Here is a 14,450-nt window from a genome sequence, read left to right on the forward strand (position 1 = left end):
CCCTCAGCGGAGCCGGCGGGGGGACAGGGGCACGGCACAGCCCTGACAGTCACCGGTGAGGACGTCACAGAAAGCGCGCACTCGGCACCGGACCCGCCGACGACAGGCCCGCCCTGTCGCCCCGCAGCCAGGTGTCGCGGACCGCTGAGACGAAGCCGGTGAGCCCTTCGAGCGGGTCGGCGGGTGTCGCGCCGTCCCCCTCGTCGGGCGTGTCGTCGGCGCCCAGGATGTCCGCGGCGATCTCCTCCTCCGGCCTGCCGTCGGGCGCGCCGCGCTCCACCTCACCGTTCTCGCCGACGCGCATGCGCGCCTCCCAGGGCGCCGTCACCGACTGGTGCAGCACGGTGACGATGTCGGCGGTGACCACCGGCGGGTCGGTCCAGTTGCTCGCGTGCTCGTGCAGGATCTGGCCCGGCGTCCGTTCGAGGAGCCGGCCGAGGATCTCCGGGCCCCGCTCCGCACCGGCCACCTCGTTCAGGTCGTAGGCGACGACGACGGTGTCCTCGCGGTCGGGCGCGAAGGGCTCCGCCGGCAGGTCCAGCAGCCGGGCCGCCACGAGGCCGAGGACGCGGCTGCCGCGGTCGGGCAGCAGGGACACCGACGTGGGGCGCGCCCCGGCGGCGTCGAGGACCGCCTTCAGCCGCGTCAGTCCGCGCAGGCACTGGTCGTGGCTGTCCTGGAGCCAGGCGAACCGCCCGCTCATCCCCGCGTCGAACCCGAACGGGGACAGGGTGGTGAGGACGGTGCCGCCGATGACGTACTGCCAGCCCCGCAGATCGCCGGCGTCCAGCGGACTCACCTCCCCGGCCCGGGCCGCCCGCTCCAGCATCGCGCGCTGGCGGGCCCGCGCGGGCAGCCACACCTCGTCCCGCGGGTCCGGCAGCCGCGCGTCGTGACGGCGGGCCAGGGCGAGGTCCCCGGCCATGACGGCGTTGAAAACCAGCAGATAGCGGTCCGGCCAGTCGGCGAGCCCGCTCTCGTGCGCGGTGAGCACCTCGACGGCCTCGCGGTGCCGGCCCTCGCGCTCGTACGCCGACACCAGTTCCCGCAGGATCCCCTCGGAGTCCGGCTCCTGCCGCAGCGCCGTGCGCAGGGCGGGTACCGCCAGGTAGGGCACGCCCCGCTCGACGCAGGCGTATCCGAAGTCGTAGAGCGCGCGGGTCTGTCCGGGGCGGGCGTTCAAGGCGTCGGCGGCGGTGCGCAGATCGTCGAAGCCGGCGCTCCCGGCCGCCCGGGCGACCACGAGGGCCAGCTCGTCGAGCGGCAGGTCGTCGGTGCCCTGCCGCAACTGACGCAGGACACCGGGGATGTCACCCTCGTCGAGGGCCGACCACGCCTTGAGGAGTTCGGGATTCTTCGGACGGCGACTTCTGCGCGAGAACATGCCGAAGATCCTCACCGATCAGGGATCTCCCCCTCAACCGCATTGTTTCCCCAGCCGTGTTGTGGCCTCGCCACCCGCAGCGCCGGAGAGGCGTGTGCCGGACGTAGACGGTGACGCGTGCCCCGCTGACGCCGGTCGTCGCCCGCGCCCGGAAGTGGCAGCGCAGGGTGTCCGTCTTCGCTTGCCGGCGCGGGCCGGACGGGACGGGTGCGCCCGCCGGGTCGCGGACGACGACGATCCGGTGGAAGCGCAGCATGCGTGCCGCGATGGCCCGGGCGGGGAGCTCGACGCCCGTGAGCGTGTGGGAGGAGACGGGGTCCCGGGCCAGGGCGAGGTCGGTCAGGGAGCGGGTGTCCTCGGGGTAGGCGGCGGTCCACAGGCGGTGCTTGCCGGAGAGGAAGAGCAGTCCGTCGCCGGGGCGGCCCGCCTCGCGGACGGCGGTGGCGAGGGCGGTGACGTCGTTGGTCCGGCTGCGCGGCGTCCTCAGCGACAGGCTCGCCGGGACGAGCGCGGTCAGCACGGCGCCCGCGGCCAGCACGGCGACGACCGGGATCCACGCGCTTCGGGAGGAGCGCCACAGCCGGTGGACCCAGTCCATGCAGGCGCCCAGCAGCAGGGCGATGCCGAGGTTGCTGTAGAGCACGTACCGGTCGACGAAGAGGGGCTTGACCAGGGAGACGGTCAGCAGCAGACAGCACGGGAGCACGGTCATCGGCACGGCCAGCGCGCGAAGCCGTACGGGCCCCCTCGCAGGCACGGGCGCCAGGGCGCAGACCACGCCCGCGGCCGCCATGGCCAGGAATCCGGGCAGCCGCACCGGCGACTCGATCCACGACACCTGCCCCGACTGCCCCGTGCTGTACAGGGCCAGCGGCGACAGGCCGGCCACCACGCCCGCGGCCGTGACGCCCCATGCCCTCAGCACCGGTCGCGGCACACGGGAGACGACCAGGGTGACGCCGTGGGCGACCAGGGCGAGGACCGCGAACTCATGGAGGAGACAGGCCAGGAGCATGACGCAGCCGTAGACCGCCCACCGCCACCGCGCACGGCGCCGGACGCCGACGACAAGGGCGTAGCCGGCCCAGGTGACGAGGGCGCAGACCATGGCGTAGGAGCGGCCCTCCTGTGCGTACTTCTGCACCTGGGGAAGGAGCGGGAACACCAGCCCGGCCAGCAGTCCGGCCCGGGCGCCCGCCAGCCGCAGCCCCAGCATCCCGACCCCGGCCGCCGCCACGGCCGTCGCCACCACCGACGGCAGTCGCAGGGCCGGCAGTCCCGTGCCGAAGAGGGCGAAGATCTCGTGCATCACGGCGTAGTAGAGGGCGTGGACCAGATCCACATGCTGGACGGTGCGCCATATCTGCGACCAGTCGCGTTGCGCGACTTGGTGCGTGACGGCCTCGTCCCCCCACATGGTGTTCTGTCTGCGGATGCCCCAGAGCCCCATGGTGAGGGCCAGCAGCGAGGGTGCGAGGACGACGACGGCCCCGCTCGTCCGGTCCGGTGCCTGCCGGCGGGCGGTCGCCGGAGGCGGGAGCGCCCCGGCGACGGCGGAGGCACGTTCATCGAGGGACATCGGTGGCAGGGCCCTTCCGGCGGCGGCGGGGAAACCCCGCCAGCCTGCCCGGGCCATGGTGACCGGACGCTGATCCGACCTGACCGGCCGATCAGGAACGCGGCCCGGCGCTGTGCGAGGCTGCACCCCATGCGCATCCTGGTCGTCGAGGACGAAGTGGACCTCGCCCACACCCTGCACACCGGCCTGACCGCCGAGGGCTACAGCGTCGACCTCGCCCATGACGGCCGGCAGGGGCTGTGGATGGCCCGCACCGGTGAATACGCCGTGGTCGTCCTGGACTTGATGCTGCCCGGGCTCAACGGCTACAAGGTGTGCGCGCAGTTGCGCCGGGAGGGCATCACGACGCCCATCCTGGTGCTGACCGCCAAGGACGGGGACTGGGACCAGGCGGAGGCCCTGGACACGGGGGCCGACGACTACCTGGCCAAGCCCTTCTCCTATCTGGTGCTCGTCGCCCGGCTGCGGGCGCTGGTCAGGCGGGCCGCCACCCTGGCCCCGCCCGTCCTCGCCGTGGGTGATCTCTCGCTGGACGTCGCCGCGCGGGTCTGCCGCCGGGCCGGGACCCGGATAGACCTCACCCCCCGGGAGTTCGCCGTGCTGGAGCTGCTGGCCCGCCGGGCGGGCCAGGCGGTCTCCAAGGCGGATCTGCTGTATCACGCGTGGCCCGACGAGGCCGAGGACCCCAATCTGGTGGAGGCGCGCGTCAGCGCGCTGCGCAAGAAGGTGGACGCCGCGTTCCGGCGGCAGTCCCTGCAAACGGTGCGCGGCACCGGTTACCGGCTGGTGGACGACCGTGAACGCGACTGAGCGGCGGCGCCGTTGGTGGCCGCGGTCGGTACGGGCCCGTGCGGCCCTGGCCGCCGCCTCGGTGACCGCGGTCGCCCTGACCGGCGTCGGCTGGTGGGTGCATCGCGACGTCCACCAGGAAGGCATGCGGATCGCCGAGGAGAAGGCCGAGACTCAGCTGAGGTCCCTCGCCGACCAGCTGGACCAGGGGGTCGTCCCGCTGAGCAAGGGGGCCGGCGCGCCGTACGAGGTCGTCGCCACGGGCCGGCGCGCCGCCCTCTCCTACGGCGGAGGCATGGAGGAGTTCCGTCCCGGCATCCGCCATGTGCTGCCCGCCCCCACCGACGCGCTGTATTCCGGCGTCCTGGCGACCCGGCCCCTGCGCATACCGGTGCGCCGCGACAGCACCGGAGACCGGCTCGGCATGGCCGGCCACACCTACATGGTGATGTACACCGATGTCGGCGCCGGCCGGCTCGGCCGCGGGAAGGCCGCCTCGCTGGGTCTCACCACCGACGCCCGGGTCCGGGTGTACGTGGTGGTGCTCCCCCGCACCGCCGACACCCTCACCGAGGTCACCAACCCCCTGCTGCTGCGGGCCGGGCTCCTCACCCTCGTCCTGACCGCCGCCATCGTCTACGTCGCCGTCCTCCTCGTACTGCGGCCGGTCGAGGCCATCCGCCGCCTCACCGCCTCGGTCACCCCCGACGACCCCCGCGAACGCGTCACCGTCCCCGCCACGGGGCACGAGATCGCCGCCCTGGCCACGACCCTCAACGCCACGCTCCAGCGTCTGGACGACGCCGCCGCCCGGCAGCGCCGCTTCGTCGCGGACGCCGCCCACGAACTGCGCAGTCCCCTCACCACGCTGCTGGCCAGCCTGGAGGTCGCGCTCGCCTACCCGGAACGCACCGACTGGCCCGCCGCGGCCACCACCGCCGCCCGGCAGACCCGCCGGCTCCAGGCCCTCGCCGAGGATCTGCTGCTCCTCGCCCGCCTGGACACCCGCGCCCCCGTGGCCGATCACGGGACCGTCGACCTGACGGCCCTCGCCTCCCGGCTGACCGAGCAGTACCCGCTCAACGGCAGGCCGTTGACCCTGGCCTGCGACAGCGACGCCCCCGCGTACGTCCGCGGGGATTCCGACGCCTGCGAGAGGCTGCTGCGCAACCTCCTCGACAACGCCGCCCGCCATGCCGCCCACCGCGTCCAGGTCACCCTCCGGAACCAGGACGACCGGGTCGTCCTGACCGTGCACGACGACGGTCCCGGTGTACCCCCGGAGGACGCCGAGCGGATCTTCGAACGGTTCGTCCGGCTCGACGACGCCCGCTCCCGCGACCAGGGCGGCACCGGTCTGGGCCTCGCCATCGCCCGCGATCTCGCCCACCGTCACGGCGGCACCCTCACCCTCACCCCCCGGACCCTGGGGGCGTGCTTCGAGCTACGCCTGCCCCGCGCCCCCGCCGCCCAGGGGTGACGTGCCGGTGAGCGCGGTGGCGGTGTCGACAATGGTCTGTTCGGTGGGGCGGGGCCGCCAGCCGAGCGCGCGTGCCTTGCCGCTGTCGACGAGCCGCTCGCGGCCGAGTTCGGAGCGCACCATCGCCAGCTGCGGGTTCACCGCGGCCATCAGTCTGACGACGACGTCGGGCATGGTGCGCGTGGGCACCCTGGCGGCCTGGTCCGGGAGCCTGTCGCGCAGGATGCGGGCGATGTCGCGGTACCACAGGAAGGTGCCCGAAGCGAGGTAACGCTGCCCCGCGGCGGCGGGGTTCGTCATGGCGAGCAGGTGCAGTTCGGCGACGTCGCGGACGTCGACGACGTTCCAGCCGATGCGCGGGACGGCGGGCATCTCGCGGGCGAGCAGACGGCGGATGATCACGGTCGTTCCCGTCCCGTGCCGCGGCCCCGGCGGGGGTCCTTGCATGAACGTCGGCAGGACGGCGGTCAGTTGGAGCCCGGTCGCCTCGGCGAGCTCCCATGCGTCGCGCTCGGCGAGGATCTTGGAGTCCGGGTACACGCGCTGCGGGGTGCCGGCGGGCTCGGCGTACGTCGCCTCGGTGACGGGCGTGCCCGGGTCGCCCGCGCCGGCCGTGTGGCCGGAAGAGGTGAGCACGGCACGCCTCACTCCGGCGCGGGCGGCGGCGCCCAGGACGCGGCGGGTGCCCTCCCGGGCGGTCCTGATGAGGTCCGCGCCGGCGTCGAAGGGCATCGGTGACGCGGTGTGCAGCACATAGTGGACGCCCTCGAAGGCCCGGTCCCAGCCCTCGTCGCCGAGGAGATCGGCGACGGCGAACTCGAGGCCGTCGGCCGCCTCCCGGCCCGCGCGTCCGCCGACGGCTTCGCGCACCTGTTCCGCCTTGCCGGGGCTGCGCACGGTGGTGCGCACGCGGTGGCCGCGCCGGAGCAGTCCCTCGATCACCCAGCCCGCCAGGTAGCCCGTTCCGCCCGTGACGAGCACCGTCTCACCGCTGTTGCCGCGCCCCATGTACATCTCCATAATCATTGAGTTTCTCATTGATATTCGGAGCGTACCATGGCTCCATGACTGCCGACCGTGATGCGACGACACCGCCGGCCGACCGGGCGGACGCCGAGCGCAAGGCCGAGATCGTCCGTGTCCTCGTCGACGTGGGACACTCCGCGGACGCCGTCGTGGCCCAGGTGCTCGGGGAGTTCGGGGTGCCGGCCTCCGTCACCGGCACGCTGTGGGCCCTGGCGCCGGGGACCGAGCCGCCGACGATGCGGGAGGTGGCGGCCCGGCTCCGCTGCGACCCCTCCACGGTCAGCCTCGCCGCCGACAAACTCCAGGGCGTGGGGCTCATCGCCCGCCGGCCCCACCCCTCCGACGGCCGCAAACGCACCCTGGTCCTGACGGACCGCGGGCACGAACTGTGGGAGGCGCTCAGGACGCGGCTGCACGCCTCCGGCCTCTTCACCGGCCTCGACGCGGAGGAACAGCGCACCCTGCTGGCGCTGCTGACCAAGATGCGGCCGCGGCAGTAGGGCGACTCCCCCGCCGGCCGTCTCCCTCTTCGGGAACCCCTTCCTCCGCAAGGGCGTTGACAGGAGTTGCGGGCAGGGGCGAGGGGAGTGGCACTGTGACACGAGTGAACACGCGAGATCCTCAACGACTACTACTCGTCGAGGACGACCGGGAGCTGGTCGACATGCTCTCGGGGATACTGCGCGACGAGGGGTACGCGGTCGATGTCGCGACCGACGGTCAGCGGGGCCTGCACCTCGGCCTGTCCCGGCAGTACGACGTACTCGTCGTCGACCGGCGCCTCCCGGCGCTCGACGGCCTCGATCTGCTGGGCCGATTACGGTCCCACGCCGTCCGTACGCCGGTACTGCTGCTGACCGCGATGGGTACCGTGCACGACCGGGTCGACGGGCTGGACGCCGGCGCCGACGACTATCTGGTCAAACCGTTCGACCTCGACGAACTGAGCGCCCGGCTGCGGGCGTTGTGCCGAAGAGGCCTCGACGCCGCCGAAGTGCTCCGGATCGGCTCGGGCTGCCTGTTCGTCGGCCGTCGCGAGGTCGAGTTGGCCAACGGCGAGCAGATCGCCCTGGCCGCCCGGGAGTTCGCCCTGCTGTGGGTGCTCGCCTCGCGCCCCGACGCCGTGCACTCGCGGGCACAGCTGCGCCGGCTGGTGTTCCAGGAGGCGCCGGCCTCGTCCATCGTCGACACCTATGTGTACTACCTGCGGCGCAAGCTGGGCCGACAGGTCGTGTGCACGGTCCGCGGGCTCGGTTACCGCCTGGGGGCGCTGTGAGGACGTCGTCCGCCGAGTGGGCGGCGGTGCGCCGGGCGCGGCTGCGGATCGCCGTGATCACCGGGGCGATCATCACGCTGCTGGTCACGGTCGTCGGCGTCGTCGCGCACACGGTGATGGTGCACGCACAGGACGACCAGGTGTGGCGCGAGGTCCGCTACAACGCCGAGTACGGCGACCTGACCAGTCCCCCGGTGTGCACCTGGCTGTACGCGTCCGGCGTGACGCCCCTGGCCAACGCCCCGCGCGGCTTCCCGTTGCGCGCCGACGTGGGCCGGGTCGACGGCACGCACCGGGCCGTGGAGCGCACGGTGCGGCGCAACGGCACGGTCTACGTGGTGCGTACGCAGGTCCGCACGGACGGGACCGTGGTGCAGGCGGTGTTCGACACGCGCTTCCAGCTGGCCGACCGCGGCCATCTGTGGTTCGCGCTGGCCGTCGCCGAACTGGTGGGACTGCTCGCCGCGGCCGTCACCGGGGTGGTGCTGGGGCGGCGCGCCGTGGCCCCTCTGGCGGAGGCCCTGACCCGGCAGGAGCGGTTCGTGACGGACGCCAGTCATGAGCTGCGCACGCCGATCACCCAGGTGTACACGCGGGCGCAGGTGCTGGCCCGGCAGGCGGCCGCCCAGGAGATGCCGGACCCGCACCGCGACGGGCTGGCCCGGCTGGCCGCGTCGGCCGGCCGGCTGGGCGAGGTGCTGGACGACCTGCTGCTGTCGGCGAGCCTCGCGGCGGACCCGGCGCGGCCCTCGGAGCGCCGGCCGGTCGATCTGGCCGCGCTGGCCCGGTCGGTGGTGGCCGAGGAGGCGGACCGGATTCGGGCCCGCCGTCTCACCGTCGCCGTGGACGGACCGCCGCGTCCCCTCGTCGTCGACGGCATCGAGTCCGCGCTGCGCCGCGCCGTCGGCGAGGTGCTGTCCAACGCGATCAGCCACACCCCGGCCGGGGGCCGGATCGAGGTGGTCCTGTCGCGCTCGGCCGGCATGGTGCAGCTGGCCGTCACGGACACCGGGCCCGGCTTCGACCCGGCCGCGGTCGACCAGCTGTTCCAGCGGTTCCACCGGGGCAGCGGCGACGGCGGGCGGTACGGGCTGGGGCTCGCGCTGCTGCGCGAGGTCGTCACGCGGCACGGCGGCACGGTCGCCGCCGCGGGCCGTCCGGGGCGCGGCGCCCGGTTCACCCTCCGGCTGCCGGAGCACGTACCCGCCGGCCCGGAGCCGGCGCATGCGGCCACGGCACGTCCGCTCACGGCACGTCCGCTCGCGGCGGCTCACGCGTGGCGAGCAGCCGGGCAGCGGCGCGGACGTCCGCGTCCAGCGGACGGTCCGGCTCGACCGGGGGGATCGTCTCGATGAGGGCGTCGAGGAGGTCCGCGCACCGGGGCGCGGTGGGCCGGCGGGCACCGACGTGGACCGCCTGGCGCAGCCCGAGCGCGAGCGATCCGCACAGCAGGCCGAGGAGTTCGGCCATGTCGTAGGAGCGCAGGGCGGCCTGGGTGCCGAACGGGACGACGTCCTGGTTGTGCAGGTTCGTCGGCAGGCTCTGCATGCTCGCCGGTGTCGCGTTGCGGCGGATCTCCGCCACGAACGCGGTGCCGGCGAGCTGCACGCCCTGGAGTCCGTGCTGCAACCCCGGCGTGGTGGCGAGCATCGGCGGCAGCCCGCCGTTGCGTGCCGGGTCCGTCAGCAGGTCGAGCTGGCGTTCGGCGAGGTTGCCGAGCTGGGCGGTGACGGAGGCGAGGAGGTCGGCGGCGAAGGCGGCGGGCTGCCCGAAGAAGTTCCCGCCGTGCACCACCTTCCCCTTCCGCGGCGTCCGCATGTCGTCGTCGGGGAAGAACAGCGGGTTGTCGCTGATGCCGCCGAGGTCCGCGGCGACCACACCGTCGACGTACCGCAGCGCGTCCTCGGCGGCGCCGAGGAGCTGCGGGGCGCACCGGATGCTGTACGGCTCCTGGAGCGGCCGGGTGCCGGAGGGGGTGAGGCCGGTGAGCGTCTTGCGCATGCGCGCGCCGACGTCGCCCGCGCCGGGGTGGCCGTAAGCGCGCAGCAGGTCCGCGTCGAGGAAGCCGGGGTCGCAGCCGAGGAGGTCGGCCAGCAGGCAGGTGAGGGCCGCCAGTGAGCGGTGTGCCGAGCGGACGGCGTCGCGGGCCAGTGCGGTGGCCGCGGTGGTGACGGAGGTGCCGTTGACGAGGGCGAGCGCGTCGCGGCCGTCAAGGGTGAGCGGGCGCAGCCCGGCGGCGGCGAGGGCCTCACCGGCCGGCATCCGGCGGCCGTCGAGGTAGGCGTGTCCCCGGCCGCGTAGTGCCTGGGTGGCGTAGGCGAGCGGGATGAGGTCGCCGCTCGCGCCGACGGAGCCGTAGCGGGGGACGGCGGGCGAGAACGTCGTGGCGAACATCGCGGCGAGCCGGTCGACGACCTCGGCGGAGACGCCGGAGAAGCCCTGGGCGAGGGACCAGGTGCGCAGCAGCAGGGCGGCGCGGCAGATCTCGTGCGGCAGGTCCGGGCCCTGGCCCGCGCCGAGGTGGGCCAGGGTGTTGTCGCACTGGTCGGCCTCGTCGGAGCGGCCGGCGTACCCCACGAGGGCGCCGAAGCCGGTGGTGGCGCCGTAGATGTGCCGGGTCTCGCCGTCGCCGTGCCGCAGGTCGTGGAAGAAGCGGCGGCCGCGGTCCAGGCGCGCCCGGGCCTCGTCGTCCACGGTGACGGTGAGCGGGGCCGCCGCGCGGCGCAGGACGGCGGAGTCCGGGGGGCCGGTGAGGGAGACGGTGTCCATGGTGGTGAGCACGTGACGAAACGTAGGCGGGGAATCTCAGAGCGCTCTGAAAACCGCTGGCTAGCTTCCGGAACATGACCCATGACCAGCTGACGAATCATGGCCGTCCGACGACATCCGACCACCTGACGACCCATGACTATCTGATCATCGGCGCGGGCCCCGCCGGGTTGCAGCTCGCCGCCCTCCTGGAGCGGGACGGCGCGGACTACGTCGTCCTGGAGCGTGGCAGTGGTCCGGGTACGTTCTTCACGCGGTTCCCCCGCCACCGCTATCTGATCTCGAACAACAAGGTGCACACGGGGTACGACGACCCGGAGCTGCGGCTGCGGATGGACTGGAACTCCCTGCTCAGCGACGACCCCGAACTGGTCTTCACCCGGTACAGCCCCCGCTACTTCCCGCCGGCCGACGACCTGGTGCGCTATCTGACCGACTTCGCCTCCCGCACCGGGGTCCGCGTGCGGTACGACACCGCCGTCGCACACGTCACCCGCGACGCCGGGGGCTTCACCGTCACCGACCACACCGGCACGGCCCGGCGGGCCCGGCACCTGGTGGTCGCCACCGGGATGCCCGTGCCGAACCTGCCGTCGGTGCCGGGCATCGAACTGGCCGAACGCTACGACACGATCGACACCGACCCGGCGTCCTTCACCGATCAGCGGGTGCTCATCATCGGCCGCGGCAACTCCGCCTTCGAGACGGCCGAGAATCTCATGGAGACCGCGGCGGTCATCCATGTCGTCGGCTCGGGCTCGCTGAAGATGGCCTGGCGGACGCATTACGTGGGCCATCTGCGCGCGGTCTACAACAACTTCCTGGACAGCTATCAGCTCAAGTCGCAGAACGCCCTGCTGGACGGCCGGGTGCTCGGGATCGAACGGGGGCCGGACGGCTACCGCGTCCAGGTCTCCTTCGAACGGGTCGACGAAGTCGTCAAGGAGATCCGCTACGACCGCGTGATCGTCGCGACCGGCTTCCGCTTCGACGGCTCGATCTTCGACGACACCTGCGCCCCCGACCTCGTCGTCGACGACCGCTTCCCGGCGCTGACGCCGCTCGGCGAGTCGGTCAACGTGCCCGGGCTGTACTTCGCGGGGACGCTGATGCAGGGCCGTGACTTCCGCAAGGCCACGACCGGCTTCATCCACGGCTTCCGCTACACGGTGCGGGCCCTGCACCGCGGGCTGCGGCAGCGCCACGACGGGGTGCCGTGGCCGACGACGGTGCTCGGGGACGACACCGAGCGCGCCGTCGACGCGGTGATCACCCGCGTCAACCGGTCCTCCGCGCTGTGGCAGCAGTTCGCCGTCCTCGGCGACCTGCTGCTGCTCGGCCCGGACGGCACGCTGCGCTACGCCGAGGAGATGCCCGTCGCCCATGTGCCCGGCGCCGTGCGCGCCGGGGACTTCGGCGAGGTGGCCGCCCACGCGGTGATCACCCTGGAGTACGGCGAGGACCACGACCGGGTGGACCCCTTCGACGTCTCCGCGGGCCGCAAGTCCCAGCAGGACGTGTCGGGTCTGGACGGCCGCTATCTGCATCCGGTCGTGCGCTGGTACCGGGACGGGGAGTTCGTCGCCGAGCACCATCTCACCGAGAACCTGGAGAACGAGTGGGACAGCGAGGAGGTCCACCGCGCCCCGCTGCGCGCCTTCCTCACCGCGCACCGCGGTCCGGCCGCCCCGGTGGCGCCGTGACCCTCCGCGAACTGCACGACCGCGCACGGAAGACGCTGGATCCGGTCGTCTACGACTACGTGGCGGGCGGCGCCGGCGAGGAGCGCGTCCTCGCCGACAACGAGCGGGCGTTCGACCGGTACGCGCTGCTGCCGAGGGTGCTGCGCGGCGGCGGCGCGCGGGACACCGCCGTCGGCCTGCCCGGCGCCCCGCGGACGGCACCGGTGTTCGTCGCGCCCACCGCCTTCCACCGGCTGGTGCACCCGGGCGGCGAGCGGGCCACCGCCCGTGCCGCCGCGGCCGAGGGCGCCGTCCTGGTGACGGGGACGGCCGCGACCACCTCCGTCGCCGACGTCGTCGCCGCGGCGCGCGAGGCGGCCCCGGATCCGGCCGTGTGGTTCCAGCTCCATCCGCACCCTCGCGCGGAGGTCACCGCCGCCCTCGTCCGGCGCGCCGAGGACGCCGGCTGCACGGCGCTGGTGGTCACCGTCGACTCGCCGGTGTTCGGCCGGCACGCCAGGGACCTGCGGAACGGGTTCACCGATCTGCCGCCCGGCTACGCCGCCGAGAACATGCGCGACCTGCCCGGCGCCCCGCCGGGCGGCCTCACCGACATCCCCATGTCCCCGGAGCCGCGCTGGCAGGATCTGGCGGAGACGGTGCGCGGCACCTCACTGCCCGTACTGGTCAAGGGAGTTCTGCACCCGGACGACGCCCTGCTCGCCGTCGAGCACGGCGCGGCCGGGGTGATCGTGTCCAACCACGGGGGCCGCCAGTGCGACGCCGTCCCGGCGGCCCTGGACTGCCTGCCCGCGATCGCCGGCGCGGTCGCGGGCCGGGTGCCCGTCCTGCTCGACGGCGGGGTCCGGCGTGGCAGCGACGTCGCGGTGGCACTCGCCCTGGGCGCGAGCGCCGTCGGCGTCGGACGCCCCGTGGTGTGGGGCCTGGCCGCCGAGGGGGAGGCGGGGGTGCGGCGGGTCCTCGCGACGCTGCGCGACGAGTACGACCACACGCTCGCCCTGTGCGGCGGGCACCGGAACACCGATCTGACGGCCGGCATGGTCGTGCGGAAGGGCGGGGCGTGGTGAGCGGCCGGACGGAGACGTGGTGGCTGCCGCGCACGGTGGTGGACCTGCGCGTCCGCATCTTCGAGAAGGTCAACGGCGACCGGGCGGTGACCCTGCCCAACGCCACCCACGGCCCGGAGGTGTTCGAGCGGGTCTACGCCCACCCGGCCGCGGGCGGGCGCAGCGAGGGGGCGGGGCTCTCCGACCTGTTCTGGTACTGGCTGGCGCCGGGCCCCGAGGTGCACCAGGAGCACCTGGAGCCCGGCGAGCGCTACGAGGACGTCGCCGCGACGACCCGGCGCATCGTCGCCGGAAGCGCGGCCGACCTCACGGCGGCCGCCGCCCGGGCCGTCGCCGGGGTCCTGGACACCCTGCCGGACACACGTGTCAGCCTCGTACGGCTGCGGGACCTGGTGATGCCCGCGTGGGCCGCCTTCGCCTACGAGCTGGTCTTCCAGGAGCCGTGCCCGCCGCACGCCCGCGAACTGATCGTCGCGCACGCCGACGACGTGATCACCGCCCTGAAGTGCACCGGACTGCGCCACCCGCGCCGCCGGGCCCGGCTGACGGCGTATCTGCGCGAGCGGGTCGCGGCCGGCGACGTGCCGCACCGCCTCCCGGCCTCCCTGTCGCTCCCCGAGCAGGTGCACTACCTCCAGGGGACCTTCTTCAACACGGCCGTCGTACAGCTCTCCGAGGCCACCGCGCACGTCCTGCTCGCCCTCGCCCACCACCCGCACGTGCAGGAACGCGTCGCGGCGAACCCGGCGGACGACCGGTATCTGACACAGGTGCTCGACGAGACGATGCGGCGCTACCCGCTGTTCGGCATCGCCCACCGCATCACCACCGGCGAGATCCCCCTCGACGACGAGACGGTGCTGCCGGCCGGCTCCGTGGTGTGCTTCAGCTACCCCGACTACCACGCCACCGGCTACGAACGGCCCGACGAGTTCGACCCCGACCGCTGGACCCGGCCGGCCTCCAAGGAGGCGCACCACATCCCGTACGGCGTGGCGAAGAACCGCCCCTGCCCGGCGTGGCGGCTCTCGCCGCTCGTGCTGCGCGCCGCGGTCCGCGAGGTGCTCGGCCGGTTCCGGCTGGACTCGACGGCCTCGCACACCCGCTCCATCCCGCACCGGGCGCCCTGTCTGCTCATCCCGCGCGGCCTGCCCGCCCGGCCCCGCGGCCTGACCGCCCTGCGCGGCTTCGTCCGGCTGCGGGACGGGGTGGAGGACGTCACCCGGGGCGTACGCCAGCTGGTGCTCGGCACGGTCATGGTGCTGCACGCCCGCCGACTGCGCCCGGCGGCACGGTACTTCGACGAACAGCGGGCCGGCGGCTGCCCGGTCCCCCACCCGGAAAGAGGGAACGCATGACCCCCGCGGAGTTCGGCCC

12 protein-coding genes are annotated in these 14,450 nt (G+C 74.0%); 8 read left to right on the forward strand and 4 right to left on the reverse strand.

The window, feature by feature from the left end:
- Positions 1-64: 64 nt before the first annotated feature.
- Positions 65-1,384 carry a hypothetical protein gene (locus IO29_RS05670; protein ID WP_030377706.1) on the reverse strand — a complete coding sequence of 440 codons (1,320 nt, stop codon included), beginning with the start codon at positions 1,382-1,384 and terminating at the stop codon, positions 65-67.
- Positions 1,311-2,963 carry a glycosyltransferase family 39 protein gene (locus IO29_RS05675; protein WP_106969703.1) on the reverse strand — a complete coding sequence of 551 codons (1,653 nt, stop codon included), beginning with the start codon at positions 2,961-2,963 and terminating at the stop codon, positions 1,311-1,313. Before IO29_RS05675 ends, IO29_RS05670 begins: the two co-directional genes overlap by 74 nt.
- A 129-nt stretch (positions 2,964-3,092) precedes the next feature.
- On the opposite strand from IO29_RS05675, the gene IO29_RS05680 reads away from it, so the two are divergent.
- Positions 3,093-3,773: a response regulator transcription factor gene (locus IO29_RS05680; RefSeq protein WP_030377704.1), complete on the forward strand. Its 681-nt coding sequence runs from the start codon at positions 3,093-3,095 to the stop codon at positions 3,771-3,773.
- A complete protein-coding gene (locus IO29_RS05685; protein WP_030377703.1) occupies positions 3,760-5,232 on the forward strand; it encodes a sensor histidine kinase in 1,473 nt (490 codons plus the stop codon). Before IO29_RS05680 ends, IO29_RS05685 begins: the two co-directional genes overlap by 14 nt.
- On the opposite strand, the gene IO29_RS05690 is transcribed toward IO29_RS05685, so the two are convergent.
- A complete protein-coding gene (locus IO29_RS05690; protein ID WP_234307383.1) occupies positions 5,197-6,258 on the reverse strand; it encodes an NAD-dependent epimerase/dehydratase family protein in 1,062 nt (353 codons plus the stop codon). The genes IO29_RS05685 and IO29_RS05690 overlap by 36 nt on opposite strands.
- A 38-nt stretch (positions 6,259-6,296) precedes the next feature.
- Here IO29_RS05690 and IO29_RS05695 point away from each other — a divergent pair, with 38 nt between their 5' ends.
- The 3 genes from IO29_RS05695 to IO29_RS05705 all read left to right on the forward strand — a co-directional run bounded on the left by IO29_RS05695 (position 6,297) and on the right by IO29_RS05705 (position 8,889).
- Positions 6,297-6,758, forward strand: coding sequence for a MarR family winged helix-turn-helix transcriptional regulator (locus IO29_RS05695; RefSeq protein ID WP_030377701.1), 462 nt, complete (start codon positions 6,297-6,299; stop codon positions 6,756-6,758).
- Between the two features lie 104 nt (positions 6,759-6,862).
- Positions 6,863-7,534, forward strand: a complete 672-nt coding sequence (locus IO29_RS05700; protein WP_033224621.1) for a response regulator transcription factor — start codon at positions 6,863-6,865, stop codon at positions 7,532-7,534.
- Entirely contained in the window at positions 7,531-8,889 is a 1,359-nt protein-coding gene (locus IO29_RS05705) for a sensor histidine kinase (RefSeq protein ID WP_033224619.1), read from the forward strand. Before IO29_RS05700 ends, IO29_RS05705 begins: the two co-directional genes overlap by 4 nt.
- Here IO29_RS05705 and IO29_RS05710 read toward each other — a convergent pair.
- A complete protein-coding gene (locus tag IO29_RS05710; protein ID WP_030377698.1) occupies positions 8,780-10,315 on the reverse strand; it encodes an aromatic amino acid ammonia-lyase in 1,536 nt (511 codons plus the stop codon). The two genes, IO29_RS05705 and IO29_RS05710, sit on opposite strands and share 110 nt — an antisense overlap.
- 62 nt (positions 10,316-10,377) lie before the next feature.
- Here IO29_RS05710 and IO29_RS05715 point away from each other — a divergent pair, with 62 nt between their 5' ends.
- From IO29_RS05715 to IO29_RS05725, 3 genes are read left to right on the forward strand one after another with little or no spacing between them, the layout of a single operon-like run.
- Positions 10,378-12,006: an NAD(P)-binding domain-containing protein gene (locus IO29_RS05715; protein ID WP_051707321.1), complete on the forward strand. Its 1,629-nt coding sequence runs from the start codon at positions 10,378-10,380 to the stop codon at positions 12,004-12,006.
- Positions 12,003-13,073, forward strand: coding sequence for an alpha-hydroxy acid oxidase (locus IO29_RS05720; RefSeq protein WP_030377696.1), 1,071 nt, complete (start codon positions 12,003-12,005; stop codon positions 13,071-13,073). Before IO29_RS05715 ends, IO29_RS05720 begins: the two co-directional genes overlap by 4 nt.
- A complete protein-coding gene (locus IO29_RS05725) occupies positions 13,070-14,431 on the forward strand; it encodes a cytochrome P450 (RefSeq protein WP_106969710.1) in 1,362 nt (453 codons plus the stop codon). Before IO29_RS05720 ends, IO29_RS05725 begins: the two co-directional genes overlap by 4 nt.
- The last annotated feature ends 19 nt before the right edge of the window (positions 14,432-14,450 follow it).

The organism is Streptomyces sp. NRRL F-6676 (assembly GCF_000725625.1).
Classification (GTDB): Bacteria; Actinomycetota; Actinomycetes; order Streptomycetales; family Streptomycetaceae; genus Streptomyces.

Excerpts from the sequence above, each read along its gene's own strand:
- IO29_RS05670 (WP_030377706.1), bottom strand. The coding sequence starts at position 1,384 with ATGTTCTCGCGCAGAAGTCGCCGTCCGAAGAATCCCGAACTCCTCAAG.
- IO29_RS05675 (WP_106969703.1), bottom strand. The coding sequence starts at position 2,963 with ATGTCCCTCGATGAACGTGCCTCCGCCGTCGCCGGGGCGCTCCCGCCT.
- IO29_RS05680 (WP_030377704.1), top strand. The coding sequence starts at position 3,093 with ATGCGCATCCTGGTCGTCGAGGACGAAGTGGACCTCGCCCACACCCTG.
- IO29_RS05690 (WP_234307383.1), bottom strand. The coding sequence starts at position 6,258 with ATGATTATGGAGATGTACATGGGGCGCGGCAACAGCGGTGAGACGGTG.
- IO29_RS05695 (WP_030377701.1), top strand. The coding sequence starts at position 6,297 with ATGACTGCCGACCGTGATGCGACGACACCGCCGGCCGACCGGGCGGAC.
- IO29_RS05715 (WP_051707321.1), top strand. The coding sequence starts at position 10,378 with ATGACCCATGACCAGCTGACGAATCATGGCCGTCCGACGACATCCGAC.